General features: G+C 55.5%; 13 protein-coding genes and 2 pseudogenes. 6 read left to right on the forward strand and 9 right to left on the reverse strand.

Annotation, left to right across the window (positions count from 1 at the left end; all coding sequences use genetic code 11):
* Window positions 1–19: 19 nt before the first annotated feature.
* Both dapF (EEQ99_RS30905) and lysA read right to left on the reverse strand, forming a co-directional pair.
* Window positions 20–934 (reverse strand): diaminopimelate epimerase, encoded by a 915-nt coding sequence (gene dapF, locus EEQ99_RS30905; protein WP_127431677.1) that lies wholly within the window; start codon window positions 932–934, stop codon window positions 20–22.
* 13 nt (window positions 935–947) lie between these two features.
* Window positions 948–2,291, reverse strand: coding sequence for a diaminopimelate decarboxylase (gene lysA, locus EEQ99_RS30910; RefSeq protein ID WP_127431678.1), 1,344 nt, complete (start codon window positions 2,289–2,291; stop codon window positions 948–950).
* 115 nt (window positions 2,292–2,406) lie between these two features.
* Here lysA and EEQ99_RS30915 point away from each other — a divergent pair, with 115 nt between their 5' ends.
* Window positions 2,407–3,318 (forward strand): LysR family transcriptional regulator, encoded by a 912-nt coding sequence (locus tag EEQ99_RS30915; RefSeq protein ID WP_127431679.1) that lies wholly within the window; start codon window positions 2,407–2,409, stop codon window positions 3,316–3,318.
* A 205-nt stretch (window positions 3,319–3,523) separates the two neighbouring features.
* Here EEQ99_RS30915 and EEQ99_RS30920 read toward each other — a convergent pair.
* The 7 genes and pseudogenes from EEQ99_RS30920 to EEQ99_RS30950 form a co-directional block, all read right to left on the reverse strand.
* A pseudogene (locus tag EEQ99_RS30920) lies at window positions 3,524–4,372 on the reverse strand (IS21/IS408/IS1162 family transposase); the annotation flags it as partial.
* A 19-nt stretch (window positions 4,373–4,391) separates the two neighbouring features.
* Complete coding sequence (locus EEQ99_RS35630; protein ID WP_280178103.1) at window positions 4,392–4,691, reverse strand: IS1096 element passenger TnpR family protein; 300 nt, start codon at window positions 4,689–4,691, stop codon at window positions 4,392–4,394.
* Window positions 4,688–4,957 (reverse strand): plasmid pRiA4b ORF-3 family protein, encoded by a 270-nt coding sequence (locus tag EEQ99_RS35425; RefSeq protein WP_280178104.1) that lies wholly within the window; start codon window positions 4,955–4,957, stop codon window positions 4,688–4,690. The genes EEQ99_RS35630 and EEQ99_RS35425 overlap by 4 nt, the downstream gene beginning before the upstream one ends.
* Window positions 4,954–5,969: pseudogene (tnpC, locus tag EEQ99_RS30935) on the reverse strand (IS66 family transposase); the annotation flags it as partial. The pseudogene tnpC and the gene EEQ99_RS35425, both read right to left, overlap by 4 nt.
* A 263-nt stretch (window positions 5,970–6,232) precedes the next feature.
* Window positions 6,233–6,562: a transposase gene (locus EEQ99_RS30940; protein ID WP_127431680.1), complete on the reverse strand. Its 330-nt coding sequence runs from the start codon at window positions 6,560–6,562 to the stop codon at window positions 6,233–6,235.
* Window positions 6,563–6,830: 268 nt separating this feature from the next.
* The gene (gene dapF / locus EEQ99_RS30945; RefSeq protein ID WP_127431677.1) at window positions 6,831–7,745 is read right to left on the reverse strand and encodes a diaminopimelate epimerase; all 915 of its coding nucleotides are present in this window, start codon (window positions 7,743–7,745) and stop codon (window positions 6,831–6,833) included.
* Window positions 7,746–7,866: 121 nt separating this feature from the next.
* The gene (locus tag EEQ99_RS30950; protein WP_127431681.1) at window positions 7,867–8,976 is read right to left on the reverse strand and encodes a D-alanine--D-alanine ligase family protein; all 1,110 of its coding nucleotides are present in this window, start codon (window positions 8,974–8,976) and stop codon (window positions 7,867–7,869) included.
* Between the two features lie 1,239 nt (window positions 8,977–10,215).
* Between EEQ99_RS30950 and nifH the strand changes: the two genes are divergently transcribed.
* From nifH to nifN, 5 genes are all read left to right on the forward strand, one after another.
* A complete protein-coding gene (nifH, locus tag EEQ99_RS30955; protein ID WP_127431682.1) occupies window positions 10,216–11,109 on the forward strand; it encodes a nitrogenase iron protein in 894 nt (297 codons plus the stop codon).
* A gap of 89 nt (window positions 11,110–11,198) precedes the next feature.
* Entirely contained in the window at window positions 11,199–12,698 is a 1,500-nt protein-coding gene (gene nifD / locus EEQ99_RS30960; protein ID WP_127431683.1) for a nitrogenase molybdenum-iron protein alpha chain, read from the forward strand.
* Between the two features lie 97 nt (window positions 12,699–12,795).
* Window positions 12,796–14,337 carry a nitrogenase molybdenum-iron protein subunit beta gene (gene nifK, locus EEQ99_RS30965; protein WP_127431684.1) on the forward strand — a complete coding sequence of 514 codons (1,542 nt, stop codon included), beginning with the start codon at window positions 12,796–12,798 and terminating at the stop codon, window positions 14,335–14,337.
* Window positions 14,338–14,385: 48 nt separating this feature from the next.
* On the forward strand, window positions 14,386–15,807 hold the full coding sequence (gene nifE / locus EEQ99_RS30970) for a nitrogenase iron-molybdenum cofactor biosynthesis protein NifE (protein ID WP_127431685.1): 1,422 nt from the start codon (window positions 14,386–14,388) through the stop codon (window positions 15,805–15,807).
* A 53-nt stretch (window positions 15,808–15,860) separates the two neighbouring features.
* Window positions 15,861–17,180, forward strand: a complete 1,320-nt coding sequence (gene nifN / locus EEQ99_RS30975) for a nitrogenase iron-molybdenum cofactor biosynthesis protein NifN (protein WP_127431686.1) — start codon at window positions 15,861–15,863, stop codon at window positions 17,178–17,180.
* Window positions 17,181–17,236 lie beyond the last annotated feature (56 nt).

The following is a 17,236-nucleotide window of genomic DNA, read 5'->3' on the forward strand; positions in this document are numbered from 1 at the left end:
AAAGAAACGGCCCATCAGCTCATGCCAATGCCAGCACAGGAGTGCTGGGATTTCCTCCTTCAATGAAACCGTGGCAGCAGAAAGCGACAGGACCGGTCATGATCACCATGTTGTTTTCGACAAGCTCGATCTGAAGTTCGCCCGCGGGAAGGTGTACCGTGACCTTGGGAGAATTCACGAGACCTCGCATCTTCGCAGCATAGACGGCAACGCAAGCCCCGGTCCCGCATGCTTTGGTGAGAATGCCGGGACGCTCCCACACGGCGAGGCGTATGGTTTGCGAGTCGACGATCTGGGCCACGCCAACGTTGACGCCTTCCGGGAAAAGCGGATCGTTCTGCACGACCGGGGCATAGGTCGGGATGTCGTCGACGACGAGTTGATCGACGAAGAACACAGCATGCGGATTGCCAATGTTCAGCGCGACCCCATTGGAAAGAGGTCCGCTTGTCAAAAGGACATGACGGGTATCGATTTCGCGGCTCAACGGGATTTGCTGCCAGTCCAGGCTAATCGGCCCCAATTTAACGCTGATCTGCCGAAGACCTGCTCCGCAGCATTGCAGCACCCCGGACTTGGTCTCGATCAGGACTTCCTCAGTCTCCGTCTCTTCAAGCAACAAGTAAGCCACGCAGCGCGTAGCATTCCCACACGCACCGACTTCCTTGCCGTCGATGTTGAAGATTCTCATCTGCGCGTAAGCGCCTGCCTTTCGTCCCTCGTCGGAGGGTCGTTCGATCGTGAGCAGTTGTTCGCCGCCAGCTCCGACGTTTGTACTGCAAATCCTGACGATGTCCTCGACGTCAAACGGCTTTGCGACCTCACGCCGATCGACAATCACGAAATAGTTTTCCAACCCGTGCATCTTCACGAATGACCAAAGCGTCGGCGCATCTACGGACGGGGTCTGCGCGAGGAATTCCATGTGGTTCATATCGCGACCGCTTTCAAAGTGCTGTTGCTGCGTCAGCGTAGGTATTGGAGGCCTGCCAAGGCCTCTCCACCTCGAGGGTGAGAAGGTCCTCGATCGTCTGGCGACGCCGAATGACCCGGAACCGGGCGCCATCGACAAGGACTTCGGCGATCAGATCTCTGGAATTATAGGTAGAAGCCATCGATGCCCCGTAGGCGCCTGCGCACCCGAATGCGAGTCGAGCCCCCGCCCGAAGCTTGGGTAGGCCTTCATAGTTTCCGAACACATCGGAAGTTTCGCAGACAGGACCGACCAACTGATACGTTGAAGAGTCGCCACCGTTGATATCTTGTAGCGGAAGTACCGGATGGATGGCGCTATAGAGCGAGGGTCGCATGAGATCGTTCATGGCGGCATCAACGATGACGGTCGCCATATTGCCAGTATTCTTCACATATAGCACTTCGGTGACCAGCAAGCCCGCCGGTCCGACAAGCCACCGACCGGGTTCGACGGTGAGTTCGCAATCAATGTCATTGAACGCTTCCTCGATAATCTTCGCGTACGCACCGACATCAGGCCCGGCTCCGAAATCGTAGGAGATTCCCAAGCCACCTCCCAAGTCGAGGCGCCGTACTAGGTGACCGCAAGACCGTAGTGCCTTGACCAGGTCCGCGAGCCGTTCGTACGCTACCCGGTAAGGCGACAGGTCTAGGAGTTGTGATCCAATGTGCACAGCAAGACCAACCACATCGAGTTCGGCCGAAGCTTCGGCCCTCGCGTACAATTCCGGGATTTCCTCCAGCGGAATTCCGAACTTGTCTCCTTTTTTCCCTGTGCTAATTTTCGCGTGGGTTTTTGCATCGACGTCGGGATTTACCCGGAAGGCGATAGGCGCCCTACGACCGAGCGATCGAGCGATGTCGCGGATTACATCGAGCTCGGCGGGCGATTCGACATTGATCTGATGGATGCCGACCTCCAAGGCGCGAGAAATCTCCGCTCGGGTTTTGCCGACGCCGGAAAAAACAATCTTGGACGGCGGCGCGCCGGCGGCGAACGCCCTCTCCAACTCGCCCCCTGATACAATGTCCATACCGCAACCTAGACCCGAGAGCAGTCGCAGCACTGAAACGTTGCTATTCGCTTTGACGGCAAAACAGATCAGAGTTCGTGACGCGCCGAGCTTGTCGGCCAATAGTCGGTAGGCGTTGGTGATCGTAAAGGCGCTGTAGCAGTAGAACGGTGTTGGAATTGCATCGGCTATTTTGCCAACCGACATCTCTTCGATAAACAGTTGACCATTCTCATAAGAAACGCTGTCGTGGTGGAGCGCTGACGATCGTGCTGCGCGTTCATTTTCGTTCAGAAGTGTCATCTGCGTCTCGCATTATTAGCAATTCCTTGATCTGATCTTTGCAGATGACAAAAACGTGACAAAATACTAATTTGATCACCTCTAATTCATTCGTGATATATAGGAGGTGGGCTTCATGCGACTGAGTCAGCGTCAGATTGAAATTTTCAATGCTGTGATGATCTACAAGAGCACTACTGCTGCCGCGGAGACGCTCGGCACCTCGCAGCCGACGGTTAGCAGAGAGCTTCGGGAGCTTGAAGCCTATCTCGGCTTCGAACTTTTCAATCGCTTCGGCAAGCGCCTTTCTCCGACCAATCAAGCTCTACTTCTTCACTCCGCCGTAAGCCGGTCTTTCGTGGGGATGCAGGAAATCAGCCGCGTTGCATTAGCTATTAAGCAACATAACGCGGCTCACTTGAGGATCGCGAGCCTTCCCGCCTATGCCGAGGCGTTCCTACCATTGGTCGCAGAACGTTTCCTGAAAAGTCGATCGCAAGTCCATCTATCGATACATTCTCTCGAGGAAGTTCAACTGCGGCACGATCTGACCACCCAGATGTTCGACATAGGTTTGACGGAAGGGAGCTTCGAAGCCGATAATGCGACCACGGAAACCATCGATGTTGGTGAAGTCGTATGCGTGCTTCCTCGCAACCATGCCCTTACGTCCAAGAGCGCGTTGGAGCCGAAGGATTTCCAAGGCACTGATTTCGTCTACTTCGCTCAAGAGGATCCGTACCGCCGTAAGATCGATCTGATCTTCGAGGCCGAGGGCATCTCTCGAAGATATTGCGTGGAAGCAACGACGGCCACAGGCGTCTGCTCGATGGTCGCTTCCGGAGTTGGCGTCTCCATCGTCAATCCTTTGACAGCTTCCCACTATGCCGCGAAAGGCGTTGCCCTGCGTCGCTTTAGTGTGCCTGTGCCGTACCAACTGAATCTGTGGAGACCGGCCAAGGCACTGAGATCCACTCACGCCGATCTTTTTGTGGGTGTGATGCGTCAGGTTGCAAACGAAGTAGTTGAAAAATTGCGGTCCCTTTGATCTTCAATGTGGTTGAAACCGTCCCGCAAAATCCGGCGAACATCTGGAAGGCTCGAAATATCGTTGAATTTGTGATTGGCGGCGCAGTCTGATGGCTTTTGTCGGTATCGGCGGCGATTTCATGCTAGAATTTTTGGCTGATATCGCCCTCTCGGGCATGACGATAGTCATGCGATAGCGCGTCTGCCTTCATGGAAGACGTATGGAAGCATGCCCGACCTGCCAGTGGGCGTAGCGCCTTGGCCTCATCGACAAAACGGTCTGCCGGTTTGATGCCGGAGGTGCCATGTTCGCGTTGATCGGCAACCTCTCGCGTCCACCGATCCAGATGCGCCTCGAATGCGGCCCAGCTCTCGAAGTGGCGACCAGCGATCGCGTTCTTCTTGACGTAGCCGACACCGCGCTCGTCCTTGCCTTCGTACGTGCTCTAGAGGGCGCGCAAGCCCGTGGTGTGAAGCCCCAATATCGAGCAAAGGTATGTAGACGCTCGTTGGACCTCACTTCTCGTGTCGCCGCATCATGATGCTCGACGAGCGCCTTCGCATTGTCGATTAGGAAAGCGCCTTCCATCCGCTTATGCAAACGCCGCGAGTAAGCTAGCGTTGCGACGAAGACATGGATGCGAACGCGCTCGCCGCCGATCCATACCTTCGTGTCCCCAAAGTCGATCTGCATTTGATGGCCGGGAGCCGTCTCAAAGCGGACTGTCGCACGTTTTTGAGCTTTCAATTCTCGCCGCCAATGTCGAACCTTCAATTCCACTGAGCGCAGGCCGATGATGATGCCGTGCTCGGCCGCCAGCTCCTTGCGGATCACGTCTGCGTTGCCATCGTGCCGGAAGAAACGCTCGCGCAGCCAATCATCAAGTCCATCGAAAGCCGTCCGGCGAACCGGTTTTTTTGAAAGGCGCTACGCCGCCCTCTCGCAGATATCGCCGAACCGTATTCCGGGCGCAGCCGAATTCCTTCGATAATCGCTTGGCGCCCCAACCAAGCTCATGCAGCCGCAACATTGCCACCACATCATCAGCCTGAAGCAAATCTCCGTCCTGCATTCTTGATTTCGTTAGGGGGTCAGTTTCTCATTTTGCCCAGCAAGGCGGCGGCTATTATTTCGATAGCCGTCTGCCTCACCGCTTCCGCGACGTCGATGACCGACAGAGCGGAATTCTCAGCGCGACCACGCCGCCTACATATTGAGCTGGGAGTGGTGAGAATAGTAACCAGACCGGTCAGACCTACTTCCGGCGACGCTCCGCGCTCACCATCGATGAAGCGCGGATATTCGATGCTGGGGTTTCCATCCTCCACTGCCTCGACCGTGATAGTGTGCCGCCAGTTATCACCAAAGTCATAGGTGTTGCTAAAGGTCACGATCCCACGCTCGATGAGTGCCGCGATGCGGACGTTGCGAACGCGAAGGTTTTGCGTTCATAGAGGTCTTCTGGATCCGGCACATCGTAACACCGCCCACCAGCCTCGAACTCGAACAGATGATAATCCTCGAACAGCATCACGGCCTGAATGACATCGTGGAGCCCCTTCAAGCTCATCGTGAATGGAACCTCGACCCTGCGCCAGATCAAAGGGTCGATATCCTCGAGTTGGATATGTAGCCTGGCGATGCGATCGACGGTCATGATGCCAACGCCATCATAGGACGCGGACCTGTCCAATTCCACGGCAGCAACTCTGCAAGCTTTGTTGTCGGCATGCCAGCAATTCGTGCCAGGACATCGGCAAGCCATGCGTGCGGATCGATATCGTTGAGCTTGGCGGTCATGATCATCGTCGCCATGAAGGCCGCGCGATCGGCACCACGATCGGAACCCGCAAACAGCCACGACTTCCTGCCAAGAGCGAAGCCGCGCAGAGCGCGTTCGGCGGAATTGTTGGTCAGGCAGATCCGACCGTCGTCCAGGAAGGACGTGAAGCCCTCCCAGCGCTTTAGCATGTAGTCGATTGGCTCGGCGACCGGTGAACTGCGCGACAGCTTTGTCCGCTCGGCCCGCATCCAAGCCTCAAGCTCTTCGACAAGACGACGGCTGTCCCGCTGACATCGCGCCAGTCTTTCGCTTGCAGCGAGACCATTGATGTCACGCTCGATATCGAACAGGGCATCGATCCGTTTCAGGGCCTCGAGCGCCATCGGCGAGATCGGCGTCGCGTTCTTCCCCGTTTGGCGTTGGTAGCGATGTCGGCAAGCACGAAGAACTTGCGACGCGAATGCGACCAGCACAATGCCTGGGTCAGCGGACCGCAATGGCGCTCCGCCTTGAACAGCGGATTGTAGCCACCATAGGCATCAGCCTGCAGAATGCCGGTGAAGGTCTTCGGATGCCGTTCCGGGTGTTCTTGCCGCCGATCGCGCGAGACATAATAGAGAGCTGCTGGCGGTGATGTTCCGCCGAACGGCCGATCATCCCGGACATCGGTCCATATGCGCCCGGTATCGGTCTTGCCCTTCGCCAGGATCGGCGCGGTCGTGTCATCGCCATGCAGACGCTCGGCGGCCAGCACATGCGTTTCGATCAAGCCATGCAGCGACTTCAAGACCGCGGTGCAAGCGCCAACCTGGTCGGCAAGCGTCGAGAGGCTGAGGTCGATGCCTTCACGGGCATAGCGCTCACTTTTCCGGTCCGAGTGGCTGCCGTGGATGTCGCGCCTGAGCTTCTCGATCTCCAGCCTCAGCCGGGCAATCAGCGCATCCGAATGTGAGTTCACCGCCTGGGCACGGGCAGCAACGGCCTCGGCTTCACGGCGTGCCGCGCGCTCGGCGAGGATCATCGCATGCGCGCTGGCAAGGTCGTCGGGAAGCCGATCGGCCGTATCCATCAGCGACCGGCCAGGAAATCCCCGCCGCATGTCCGTATAGCCCGTCGCCAGCCACACCTTCACACCGTTCGGAACCGGGATCATCGCCGCTCCACAACATCCAAGATCCGCCCGAGCGCCTCAGTATCAACATCGCTGTCCACTCGGATGCGCCGGCCGCGGCCAAGCTCGATCGTCACGATACTTGTCTTCTTGCGCGCCCGTGGTGCCGGTTCCACGGGATCGGGTGGTGGCAATGCCGTCACGACCTCAATCGGGACAAATGGCGGCAGGGACGGCGCTGACATTTGGCAGAGCTCTTTGCGCCACCGGAATAGCTGACTGACATGAATCCCGGCCGAGCGCGCCACATCCGAGACAACGCGTCGACGCTCGACCGACGTGATCACCTCAATATGCTGCTTCGTCATAGGACTACTCCCAGTGCTACCACCAGGACTTCCAATGTTCGGCTTCACATCACAAGACGGCCGTCACCGTGGGGATACGATGCAGTTACCTTCATTGCCTTATCATTCCTTGGTTCTGATGGCGGTCCCTATTGCACTGCTACAACGATCTTCCGCATCGCTTCACGTTTTTGGGATGTCATCGGGGCGGACCGCGATACAAAGAATCGCGCTGATTATTATGATAGTCATCGCATTCCCCTTTTATGGTTGGAGAATGCCCATCAGCTCATGCCAATGCCAGCACAGGAGTGCTGGGATTTCCTCCTTCAATGAAACCGTGGCAGCAGAAAGCGACAGGACCGGTCATGATCACCATGTTGTTTTCGACAAGCTCGATCTGAAGTTCGCCCGCGGGAAGGTGTACCGTGACCTTGGGAGAATTCACGAGACCTCGCATCTTCGCAGCATAGACGGCAACGCAAGCCCCGGTCCCGCATGCTTTGGTGAGAATGCCGGGACGCTCCCACACGGCGAGGCGTATGGTTTGCGAGTCGACGATCTGGGCCACGCCAACGTTGACGCCTTCCGGGAAAAGCGGATCGTTCTGCACGACCGGGGCATAGGTCGGGATGTCGTCGACGACGAGTTGATCGACGAAGAACACAGCATGCGGATTGCCAATGTTCAGCGCGACCCCATTGGAAAGAGGTCCGCTTGTCAAAAGGACATGACGGGTATCGATTTCGCGGCTCAACGGGATTTGCTGCCAGTCCAGGCTAATCGGCCCCAATTTAACGCTGATCTGCCGAAGACCTGCTCCGCAGCATTGCAGCACCCCGGACTTGGTCTCGATCAGGACTTCCTCAGTCTCCGTCTCTTCAAGCAACAAGTAAGCCACGCAGCGCGTAGCATTCCCACACGCACCGACTTCCTTGCCGTCGATGTTGAAGATTCTCATCTGCGCGTAAGCGCCTGCCTTTCGTCCCTCGTCGGAGGGTCGTTCGATCGTGAGCAGTTGTTCGCCGCCAGCTCCGACGTTTGTACTGCAAATCCTGACGATGTCCTCGACGTCAAACGGCTTTGCGACCTCACGCCGATCGACAATCACGAAATAGTTTTCCAACCCGTGCATCTTCACGAATGACCAAAGCGTCGGCGCATCTACGGACGGGGTCTGCGCGAGGAATTCCATGTGGTTCATATCGCGACCGCTTTCAAAGTGCTGTTGCTGCGTCAGCGTAGGTATTGGAGGCCTGCCAAGGCCTCTCCACCTCGAGGGTGAGAAGGTCCTCGATCGTCTGGCGACGCCGAGCCTCCCCTGTTCAAGACTCATTAACACGCTCGTATTCGATATAATGGCCAGGCTTTCGATAAGGATTTGAGTCTGCCATGACGCGCGCTATTAGGTCTATGACTGTCATGCCATGACGGTGAAGCATTTTTTCGAATGAGCTACCTTCAGCTAGCCCGGGAATGTAATTGCATTCCAAGAACCAAATATTCGATTCCTTGCAAACTCTGAAATCGAATCGCACCATATTGTAAAAATCGAGTGAAGAAGCGATCTTTTGTGCTATTGACTGTAGCCTGAAGAAAATATCACTATTGTCGCTTATTACTTTTTTCTTGGCGATTCTGCTAGAGTATTTTTGGTCGCGCCCACAAAATTGCATATCCGCTTCGAGTTTTACGATCGGAAGTGTTGTGATCATACGCGATCCTATTATACAGCCACATGTATACTCGTCACCGGGAATGAACTCTTGAATAAGCGCTGCCTTATCGTGGGCAAATATCGTGTGAAGAAGGGCCTCAATCTCCGTCTTCGAATTGGAAGGCTCATGGAATAACTTGGCAAATAGTGATGAACCAAGTGAATTCGGCTTCACTACGATCGAGTGCCTCAATGACTTCACGATTTCTAATGAATCGGCAACGTTTGCCGGTGTTACGAGTGTTGTCTCTGGCACTCTTACGAGTTCAGCGGGCAATACCGAGGATACGAAGGCCGACATTGCGTATTTATTCATCGTCAACGACGCGACGTGTGGGTCGCCGAAAGTGCCTCTTAGACCTGCAAGCGCCGCGAGCGTCTGGACGCCTCCGTCCTCTCCGAACTGTCCGTGCAACAAATTCACGACGTATTCATCGCGAGATTTGATCGAATCAAAGGTGGTAAGCAGTGTATCTCCAGGGAGAGTGCTAGTGTCGGAAAGATAGGCCTGAAGCTTCTCGATTGTAAGCACACTGCAGAATGGGATTGTGCGGACAAGACCATCGTTTCGGCTAATGTGATACAGATGTTTCACAGCGAATGGTCGCTTTTCATCGCTGAGAGCTAAATAGGAGGAGATGACATTTATTAAGGAAGTAATGGATCCGTCATACTCTGTTGAGATACCACCAAATAGGAATGAAACTTCAAGGGCCATATTTTTGTGTCCTTCGTCGCTGTTTGAGTTTGGGATGCGGTAATTTGGGACCGGTCAACCTCTGGTTTCGTATTGCATTGCGAACACAGGTTCTCTGAACCCGACACGGCTGGACAGCTTCTGTAAGGGTCAATATCTTGCTCCTTTTTGGTTCGTCGCTAGCGGCATCACCCTAGCACCCTCAATCAACGATCTGGAGTGGGTTCGTGGCGGTCTCTCCTACCTTTAAGTCGGGCATGCCTGGTACTCCTTAACGTGTTCAAACCAATGCGGTTATCCCGCAACGCGGATGCGGAGGCCGTTCCGCTGCCTCGCAATAGCTCTCAAGATTCGTGCCAAGCGGGCCGATTGAGCTGACGAACAATAATTCGCCGCGATTCCAGCTATGTGGGCGCAAAATACGGGATTGAGAACAAAAATGCCTGTCACGTAACCGACAAAGGAGCGACAATGCCGTAACTCATGACGTACCCCACTAAATAGGCCATTTGGAATTTGCCAACTTAGATCCCTGACGCGAGAAATGGTACTCGGCGAAGGCCTCGAAAATTACGAGCAGATCATTTGTTCTGAAGTTGGCGAAGGATGGGACGCTACTGAAAAGCGGAGCTTTCTGAACGATCTACGCCGGGCGGGTGCCCTTGAAGAAGCAGCTATTAGGTAACTTGGACCATGCCGTACGACGTGTTGTCACAAGTGGCGCCTTCTTCGTCGTCTAAGGGTCATGATTGCTGACCGTGTGTGCGGGGGCGAGAGCTTCGTTGACATCACTGCCACTATCATAATGGACAGCAGAGTAGGACGTTAACCCTATGCAGGCACCAGACGCGGCATGGCGCTTTTCATCGCCGGAGACAGCGCTTTGCGGCAAGTGATCAGAATTTGTTACGGCCGGTCTGGTGATGGCTGCTCTACAAAGTCCTAGAAGCTACGCATGGATAAATGAGACATCCTGCCGGTTGGTCAGATATTGCACAAACGGCCACCATTCATTGGCCCTCAGAGGGTGACAATCTATTTCGACATTGTCATCACCTTTGTCGGTTACGTGACAAGCGTTCTTGTTCTCAATCCCGTATTTTGCGCCCACATAGCTGGAATCGCGGCGAATTATTGTTCGTCAGCTCAATCGGACCGCTTGGCACGAATCTTGAGAGCTATTGCGAGGCAGCGGGACCGCCTCCGCATCCGCGTTGCGGGATAACCGCATCGCCTCGAACACACGAAGGAACGCCACACATGGCAGCTCTGCGTCAAATTGCATTCTATGGAAAGGGCGGAATTGGCAAGTCCACTACGTCCCAAAACACGCTAGCCGCCCTCGTGGACCATGGACAGAAGATCCTCATCGTTGGCTGTGACCCTAAGGCGGACTCTACGCGCCTGATCTTGAACTCGAAGGCCCAGGATACGGTTCTTGATCTCGCAGCAACGAGGGGTTCGGTTGAAGATCTTGAACTCGAAGACGTGCTCAAGGTAGGCTATAAAGGTATCAAATGCGTGGAGTCTGGCGGCCCGGAGCCAGGCGTCGGCTGCGCGGGACGCGGCGTTATCACGTCGATCAACTTTCTCGAAGAGAACGGCGCCTACAACGATGTCGACTACGTGTCTTATGACGTGCTCGGTGACGTTGTGTGCGGCGGCTTCGCGATGCCGATCCGTGAAAACAAAGCTCAGGAAATCTACATCGTCATGTCCGGCGAAATGATGGCGCTTTATGCCGCCAACAATATCGCCAGGGGCATCCTGAAATATGCTGCAGGCGGCAGCGTGCGCCTGGGTGGCCTCATTTGTAACGAGCGTCAGACCGACCGCGAACTCGACCTCGCCGAAGCGCTGGCTGCCAAACTCAATTCCAAGCTCATCCACTTCGTACCACGCGACAACATTGTCCAACATGCCGAACTTAGAAAGATGACGGTGATCCAATATGCGCCGGACTCTCAGCAAGCGGCCGAGTACCGCACACTTGCCCAAAGAATACATGACAATTCTGGCAAAGGCACCGTCCCGACCCCCATCACTATGGAAGAACTTGAGGACATGCTTCTCGATTTCGGGATCATGAAAACCGATGAGCAGATGCTTGCCGAACTTCAAGCCAGGGATGCCAGGTTGATAGCTGCCCCGTGATCACACTGACACGAGCGCGCAGCGACAGGCAAAGCGCCCGCCATCCCGCGAGGGAGGTTTTCATCCGGAATTTGTAAGGGGTAGGTTCAATGAGCCTCAAATACGACAATGACAGTGACTTCCATGCGAAGCTTATATCAGACGTGCTGTCGCAATATCCGGGCAAAGCAGCGAAGCGCCGTAGTAAACATCTTAGCGTGGCAATGAGCGAAAAGGGCGCCGGCGAGGACCCAAACGCAATTAGCGAGTGCGAGGTAAAGTCGAACATCAAGTCTGTTCCTGGCGTGATGACGATCCGAGGATGCGCCTATGCCGGTTCAAAGGGCGTTGTCTGGGGACCGATCAAGGATATGGTTCACATTTCACACGGGCCTGTGGGCTGTGGTCAATATTCCTGGTCGCAACGTCGCAACTATTACGTCGGTCTGACAGGCATCGACACTTTCGTGACCATGCAATTTACCTCCGATTTCCAGGAGAAGGACATCGTTTTTGGCGGTGACAAGAAACTGGAAAAGGTCATCGACGAGATTGCTGAACTTTTCCCGTTAAGCAATGGCATCAGCCTGCAGTCCGAATGTCCGATCGGTCTGATTGGCGATGACATTGAGGCGGTGGCGCGAAAAAAGGCCAAAGAACACACGACGACCGTCGTGCCGGTGCGCTGCGAAGGCTTCCGTGGTGTGTCGCAATCGCTTGGCCACCACATCGCGAACGATGCAATTCGAGATTGGGTCTTCGACAAGAAAGACTTTAAATTCGAGGCGGGTCCCTACGACGTAAATGTCATAGGCGACTATAACATTGGCGGCGATGCATGGGCATCGCGCATCCTGCTCGAAGAGATCGGACTGCGCGTGGTCGGCAATTGGTCGGGAGATGCAACTCTCGCCGAAGTGGAGCGCGCGCCTCGAGCTACGCTCAACCTCATTCACTGCTATCGGTCGATGAATTACATCTCCAGGCACATGGAGGAAAAATATGGCATTCCATGGATGGAGTATAATTTCTTTGGCCCATTCCAGATCGAAGCCTCGCTGCGCAACATAGCCAAGCATTTCGGTCCGGAGATCGAAGATAGAACCGAAAAAGTCATCGCCAAATACCGACCCTTCGTCTCGGCTGTGGTCGACAAGTATTGGCCGCGCCTCTTTGGCAAACGGGTGATGCTCTACATCGGCGGACTGCGTCCTCGTCACGTCATTACCGCCTATGAGGACCTCGGAATGGAAATCGTAGGAACCGGCTACGAATTTGGTCACGGCGACGACTATCAGCGCACCAGCCACTACGTAAAGGAAGGTACGCTGATCTACGACGACGTGACTAGCTATGAACTAGAGAAATTCATTGAGGGAATTCGGCCGGATCTCGTCGGGTCGGGCATTAAGGAAAAATACCCGGTGCAGAAAATGGGCATTCCGTTCCGTCAGATGCACTCGTGGGACTATTCTGGTCCGTATCACGGTTATGACGGTTTCTCGATTTTCGCCCGGGACATGGACATGGCCATCAACAATCCCGTTTGGGGTCTTTACCATGCGCCCTGGAAGAATGACCGCGCTTTGGCGGGAGTGGCCCTAGCATGAGAACCTAGAATTTCTCGAAGAAACCGCGGAGGCCTTACCCGGATCGAAGGTCTCTGTACCTCCTCCATGTCGCAGCCAGATCGAAAGAGGTGACCCTATGCCGCAATCAGCCGAGAAAGCTCTCGACCATGCGCCTTTGTTCTGCGAGCCGGAATATAGGCAAATGTTAGCCGAGAAAAAGCTGAAATTCGAACGCCCACACCCGGATCAGGTCGTGTCAGAGCAGCGCGAATTCACGAAGACCTGGGAATACCGAGAGAAAAACTTGGCCCGCCAAGCCCTTGTCGTCAATCCAGCCAAAGCCTGTCAGCCACTCGGCGCGGTTTTCGCAGCGGCGGGATTCGAGCGAACGATGTCATTCGTCCATGGCAGCCAAGGTTGCGTTGCCTACTACAGATCGCACCTATCACGCCATTTCAAGGAACCGTCATCGGTGGTCTCGTCATCGATGACAGAAGACGCGGCTGTATTTGGCGGCCTGAAAAATATGGTCGACGGTCTCGCCAACACATACAAGCTTTATAACCCGAAGATGATCGCGGTGTCGACCACATGCATGGCAGAGGTCATCGGAGATGACCTGCATGGTTTCATCGAAAATGCCAAAAGCGAAGGTTCGGTCCCGCGCGATTTCGATGTCCCCTTCGCCCACACACCAGCCTTTGTCGGCAGCCATGTCGATGGCTACGACAGCATGGTAAAAGGTGTGCTGGAGAATTTCTGGAGGGGCACCGCGCGAAGTGAAGCGACCGCTTCTATCAACATCATTCCTGGATTTGATGGCTTCTGCGTTGGGAACAATCGCGAATTAAAACGCCTGCTCAATTTGATGCAAGTGAATTACATCTTCATCCAGGACGCATCAGATCAGTTCGATACCCCCTCCGATGGCAACTTTAGGATGTATGACGGGGGGACCAAAATCAATGACGTGAAGGCGGCGTTGAACGCGGAGGGGACGTTGTCCCTGCAATATTACAACACTCGCAAGACGTTAGATTACTGCAGAGACGTTGGACAAGCGACGACCTCCTTCCGCTACCCTCTCGGCGTCGAAGCTACCGACGAACTCCTGATGGCGATATCTGTGATTTCCAGGAGAGAAATTCCCGAGACGATCCGCCTGGAGCGCGGGCGACTCATTGACGCGATGGCGGACAGCCAAGCTTGGCTGTATGGAAAAAAATACGCGATTTACGGTGATCCAGATTTCGTTTTTGGGATGGCGCGCTTCATCATGGAGACCGGCGGCGAACCAATCCACTGCCTCGCCACAAACGGCACCTCAGCTTGGGAGAACGAGATGAAGGAACTCCTCGCATCCTCGCCCTTCGGGAAGAATGCACAGGTTTGGCCAGGCAAGGACCTCTGGGCACTGCGCTCGCTGCTTTTCACCGAGCCGGTGGATCTTCTGATTGGCAATTCTTACGGGAAGTATCTCGAGCGGGACACCGGCACCCCATTGGTTCGGCTGATGTTTCCAATTTTCGATCGGCACCATCATCATCGATTCCCCCTCATGGGTTACCAGGGCGGACTGCGTCTTTTAACGACGATCCTGGACAAGATCTTCGACACCCTCGATCGCGAAACAATGCACGCGGGTGTGACAGACTATTCGTATGACCTCACTCGCTAAGAACGGGGTCAGGCGGCCTTTCTCTCCACCAGATTTGAAGGCAGACGAATGTCCTCGCTCAACGCCAAAATCAAAGACGCCTTCCACGAGCTCGCGAGTGAAAGGGGCGGCAGCAAGGGTCCGAAGGGGCGCCGAAGGAATTGCGCGAGGCCAATGGCCCCGGGAACGGCCGTCGGCGGTTGCGCTTTCGACGGCGCCAAGGTCGCACTGCAGCCGATCACCGATGTCGCACATCTGATTCACGCACCGCTCGCCTGCGAGGGAAATTCCTGGGACAACCGTGGCGCTGCCTCGTCAGGTCCAACACTTTGGCGCACGAGCTTCACGACTGATCTTACGGAAATCGACATCGTAATGGGCCACAGTGAACGGAAGCTCTTTAAAGCGATCCGGGAAATCAAGGATGGGTATGCGCCCGCGGCAATCTTTGTCTATTCAACCTGCGTTACAGCGATGATCGGTGACGACATCGACGTTATTTGCAAGCGAGCGACAGACGAATTTGCCTTGCCGGTGGTGCCGGTCAATGCGCCAGGTTTTGTCGGATCTAAAAACCTCGGCAACAAGCTAGCGGGCGAGGCGCTGCTCAAGCATGTCATAGGTACTGTGGAGCCCAATGAGCCAGGCCTTTGCGACATCAACATACTCGGCGAATTTAACCTCTCTGGTGAGTTCTGGCAGGTGAAGCCGCTCTTGGATAAGCTCGGCATCCGCGTCCGCGCCTGTATTCCCGGAGACGCGCGATATCTGCAAGTCGCCTCCGCCCACCGCTCACGCGCAGCGATGACGGTGTGTTCGACAGCGTTCGTTTCGTTAGCACGTAAGATGCAGGAGCGGTGGGACATTCCATTTTTCGAGGGCTCCTTCTATGGCATTTCCGGCACCTCGGAGGCGCTCCGGCGGATCGCCGATCTGCTTGTAATGAAGGGTGCTGACCCCTCGCTTTTGCAGCGCACGGAAATCCTTGTAGCGAAGGAAGAGGAAAAGGTGTGGAAGAGGCTAGAAGCGTACCGACCTCGCCTTGAGGGCAAGCGCGTACTTCTAAATACAGGCGGCGTGAAATCCTGGTCGGTCGTCCATGCCCTGATGGAGATCGGCATGGAGATCGTCGGCACATCAGTCAAGAAATCGACGCTCGAAGATAGGGAGCGAGTGAAACAGACCCTGAAGGAGGAGAACCTCCTGTTCGAGACGATGTCGCCGCGCGAGCTTTTCTCGCTTCTACTCGAGAGAAAGGCCGACATCATGCTGTCGGGCGGACGCACCCAGTATATAGCGCTAAAGGCAAAACTGCCCTGGCTCGACATCAACCAGGAGCGTCATCACGCTTACGCTGGCTATGAGGGAATGGTGCAACTTGCCCGACAAATTGACCTGGCAATTCACAATCCGATTTGGCCGCAGGTGCGCGAGCCGGCGCCATGGGAGCCGGGCTTGGTCGTTGAAAAGCGAGCGAAAAGAGAAGCGTAAGCGCGTCGAACCAAAACCGCGAGATGACTCGCAAAGAATGTTGAGGTCGTACTATGGCACGCGTCGTATCTCAAACCAAGTCGGCGGCGGTCAACCCCCTGAAGTCGTCGCAGCCGCTTGGTGCTGCCTTCGCCTTTCTGGGCGTTGACGGCGCAATACCTCTGCTCCATGGCAGCCAGGGATGTACGAGCTTCGCGCTCGCACTACTCGTGAGGCATTTCAATGAAGCGATCCCGCTGCAAACGACGGCTATGAACGAAGCCGCGACAATCGTCGGCGGCGCAGATCGTCTCGAAGAGGCAATTCTCAGCCTCAAAGCCCGCACGAGGCCACGACTAATCGGAATATGCACGACCGCATCGGTAGAGGCCCGCGACGAGGATGCCGCCGGTGATGTCGAAAACATCAAGCGCAGGCGGGCGATAGAACTTATGGGGACCGAAGTGGTCGTCGCCAAAACGCCGGACTTTGACGGCGCCATAGAGGAGGGTTGGTCCAAAGCTGTTACCGCCATGATCGAGGCAATAACGCGACCTGACAAGCAGTATCGTGATCCGGGGAAGGTCGCGATCTTGCCTGGCTGCAACTTAACAGTAGCTGATATTGAACATTTGCGCGAGACGGCCGTAAGCTTCGGGCTCGACCCGGTTATTCTGCCCGACGTATCCGGAGCACTCGACGGCTCCGTCCCCGAACAATGGATGCCGGCAACGTATGGCGGCACGAAAGTGGAGGAGATCCGCGATCTCGGTACGACCATGCAGTGCATTGCAATCGGTGAGCATATGCGGCGATCGGCTGAAGCGCTGCAGAGATTAACCGGCGTGCCGTACGTGCTGTTTAGATCGCTGACGGGTCTAGAGAACGTCGATCGCTTTATTCGCGTGCTTGCCGCTGTGTCGCGAAAACAGACACCGCTCAATGTCCGCCGCAACCGAATGCAGCTGCAGGATGCCATGCTCGACGGACATTCCCATATGGCAGGCAAGAAGATCGCAATCGCCTCCGAGCCGGATCAACTCTTCCAGTTCTCCGATTTTTTTACCGCCATGGGTGCGGAAATTGCGGCCGCGGTCACCACGACCGGCACTTCGAAAGCACTCGAGATGGTACCGGCGAAGACCGTCAAAGTCGGCGATCTCGGTGATCTGGAAAGTCTCGGCGCAACGGCCGATCTTATCGTCACACACTCGCACGGCCGAGAAGCTGCCAAGCGTCTCGGCGTTCCGCTGATGCGGGTTGGTTTGCCCATGTTCGACCGCGTCGGCAGCCAGCACAAGCTTACAATATTATACCGGGGAACCCGCGACATGATCTTTGACCTCGCGAACATCATTCAGGCTAACCGCCCTCCGAACACTTGGCCGACTTGACCCAACCGACGCGCGGGAATCGCAAAATGAGATCAATTCGTCGCCTCTCGCTCTTC

The organism is Rhizobium anhuiense, from assembly GCF_003985145.1.
In the GTDB taxonomy this organism is placed as follows: Bacteria; Pseudomonadota; Alphaproteobacteria; order Rhizobiales; family Rhizobiaceae; genus Rhizobium; species Rhizobium anhuiense.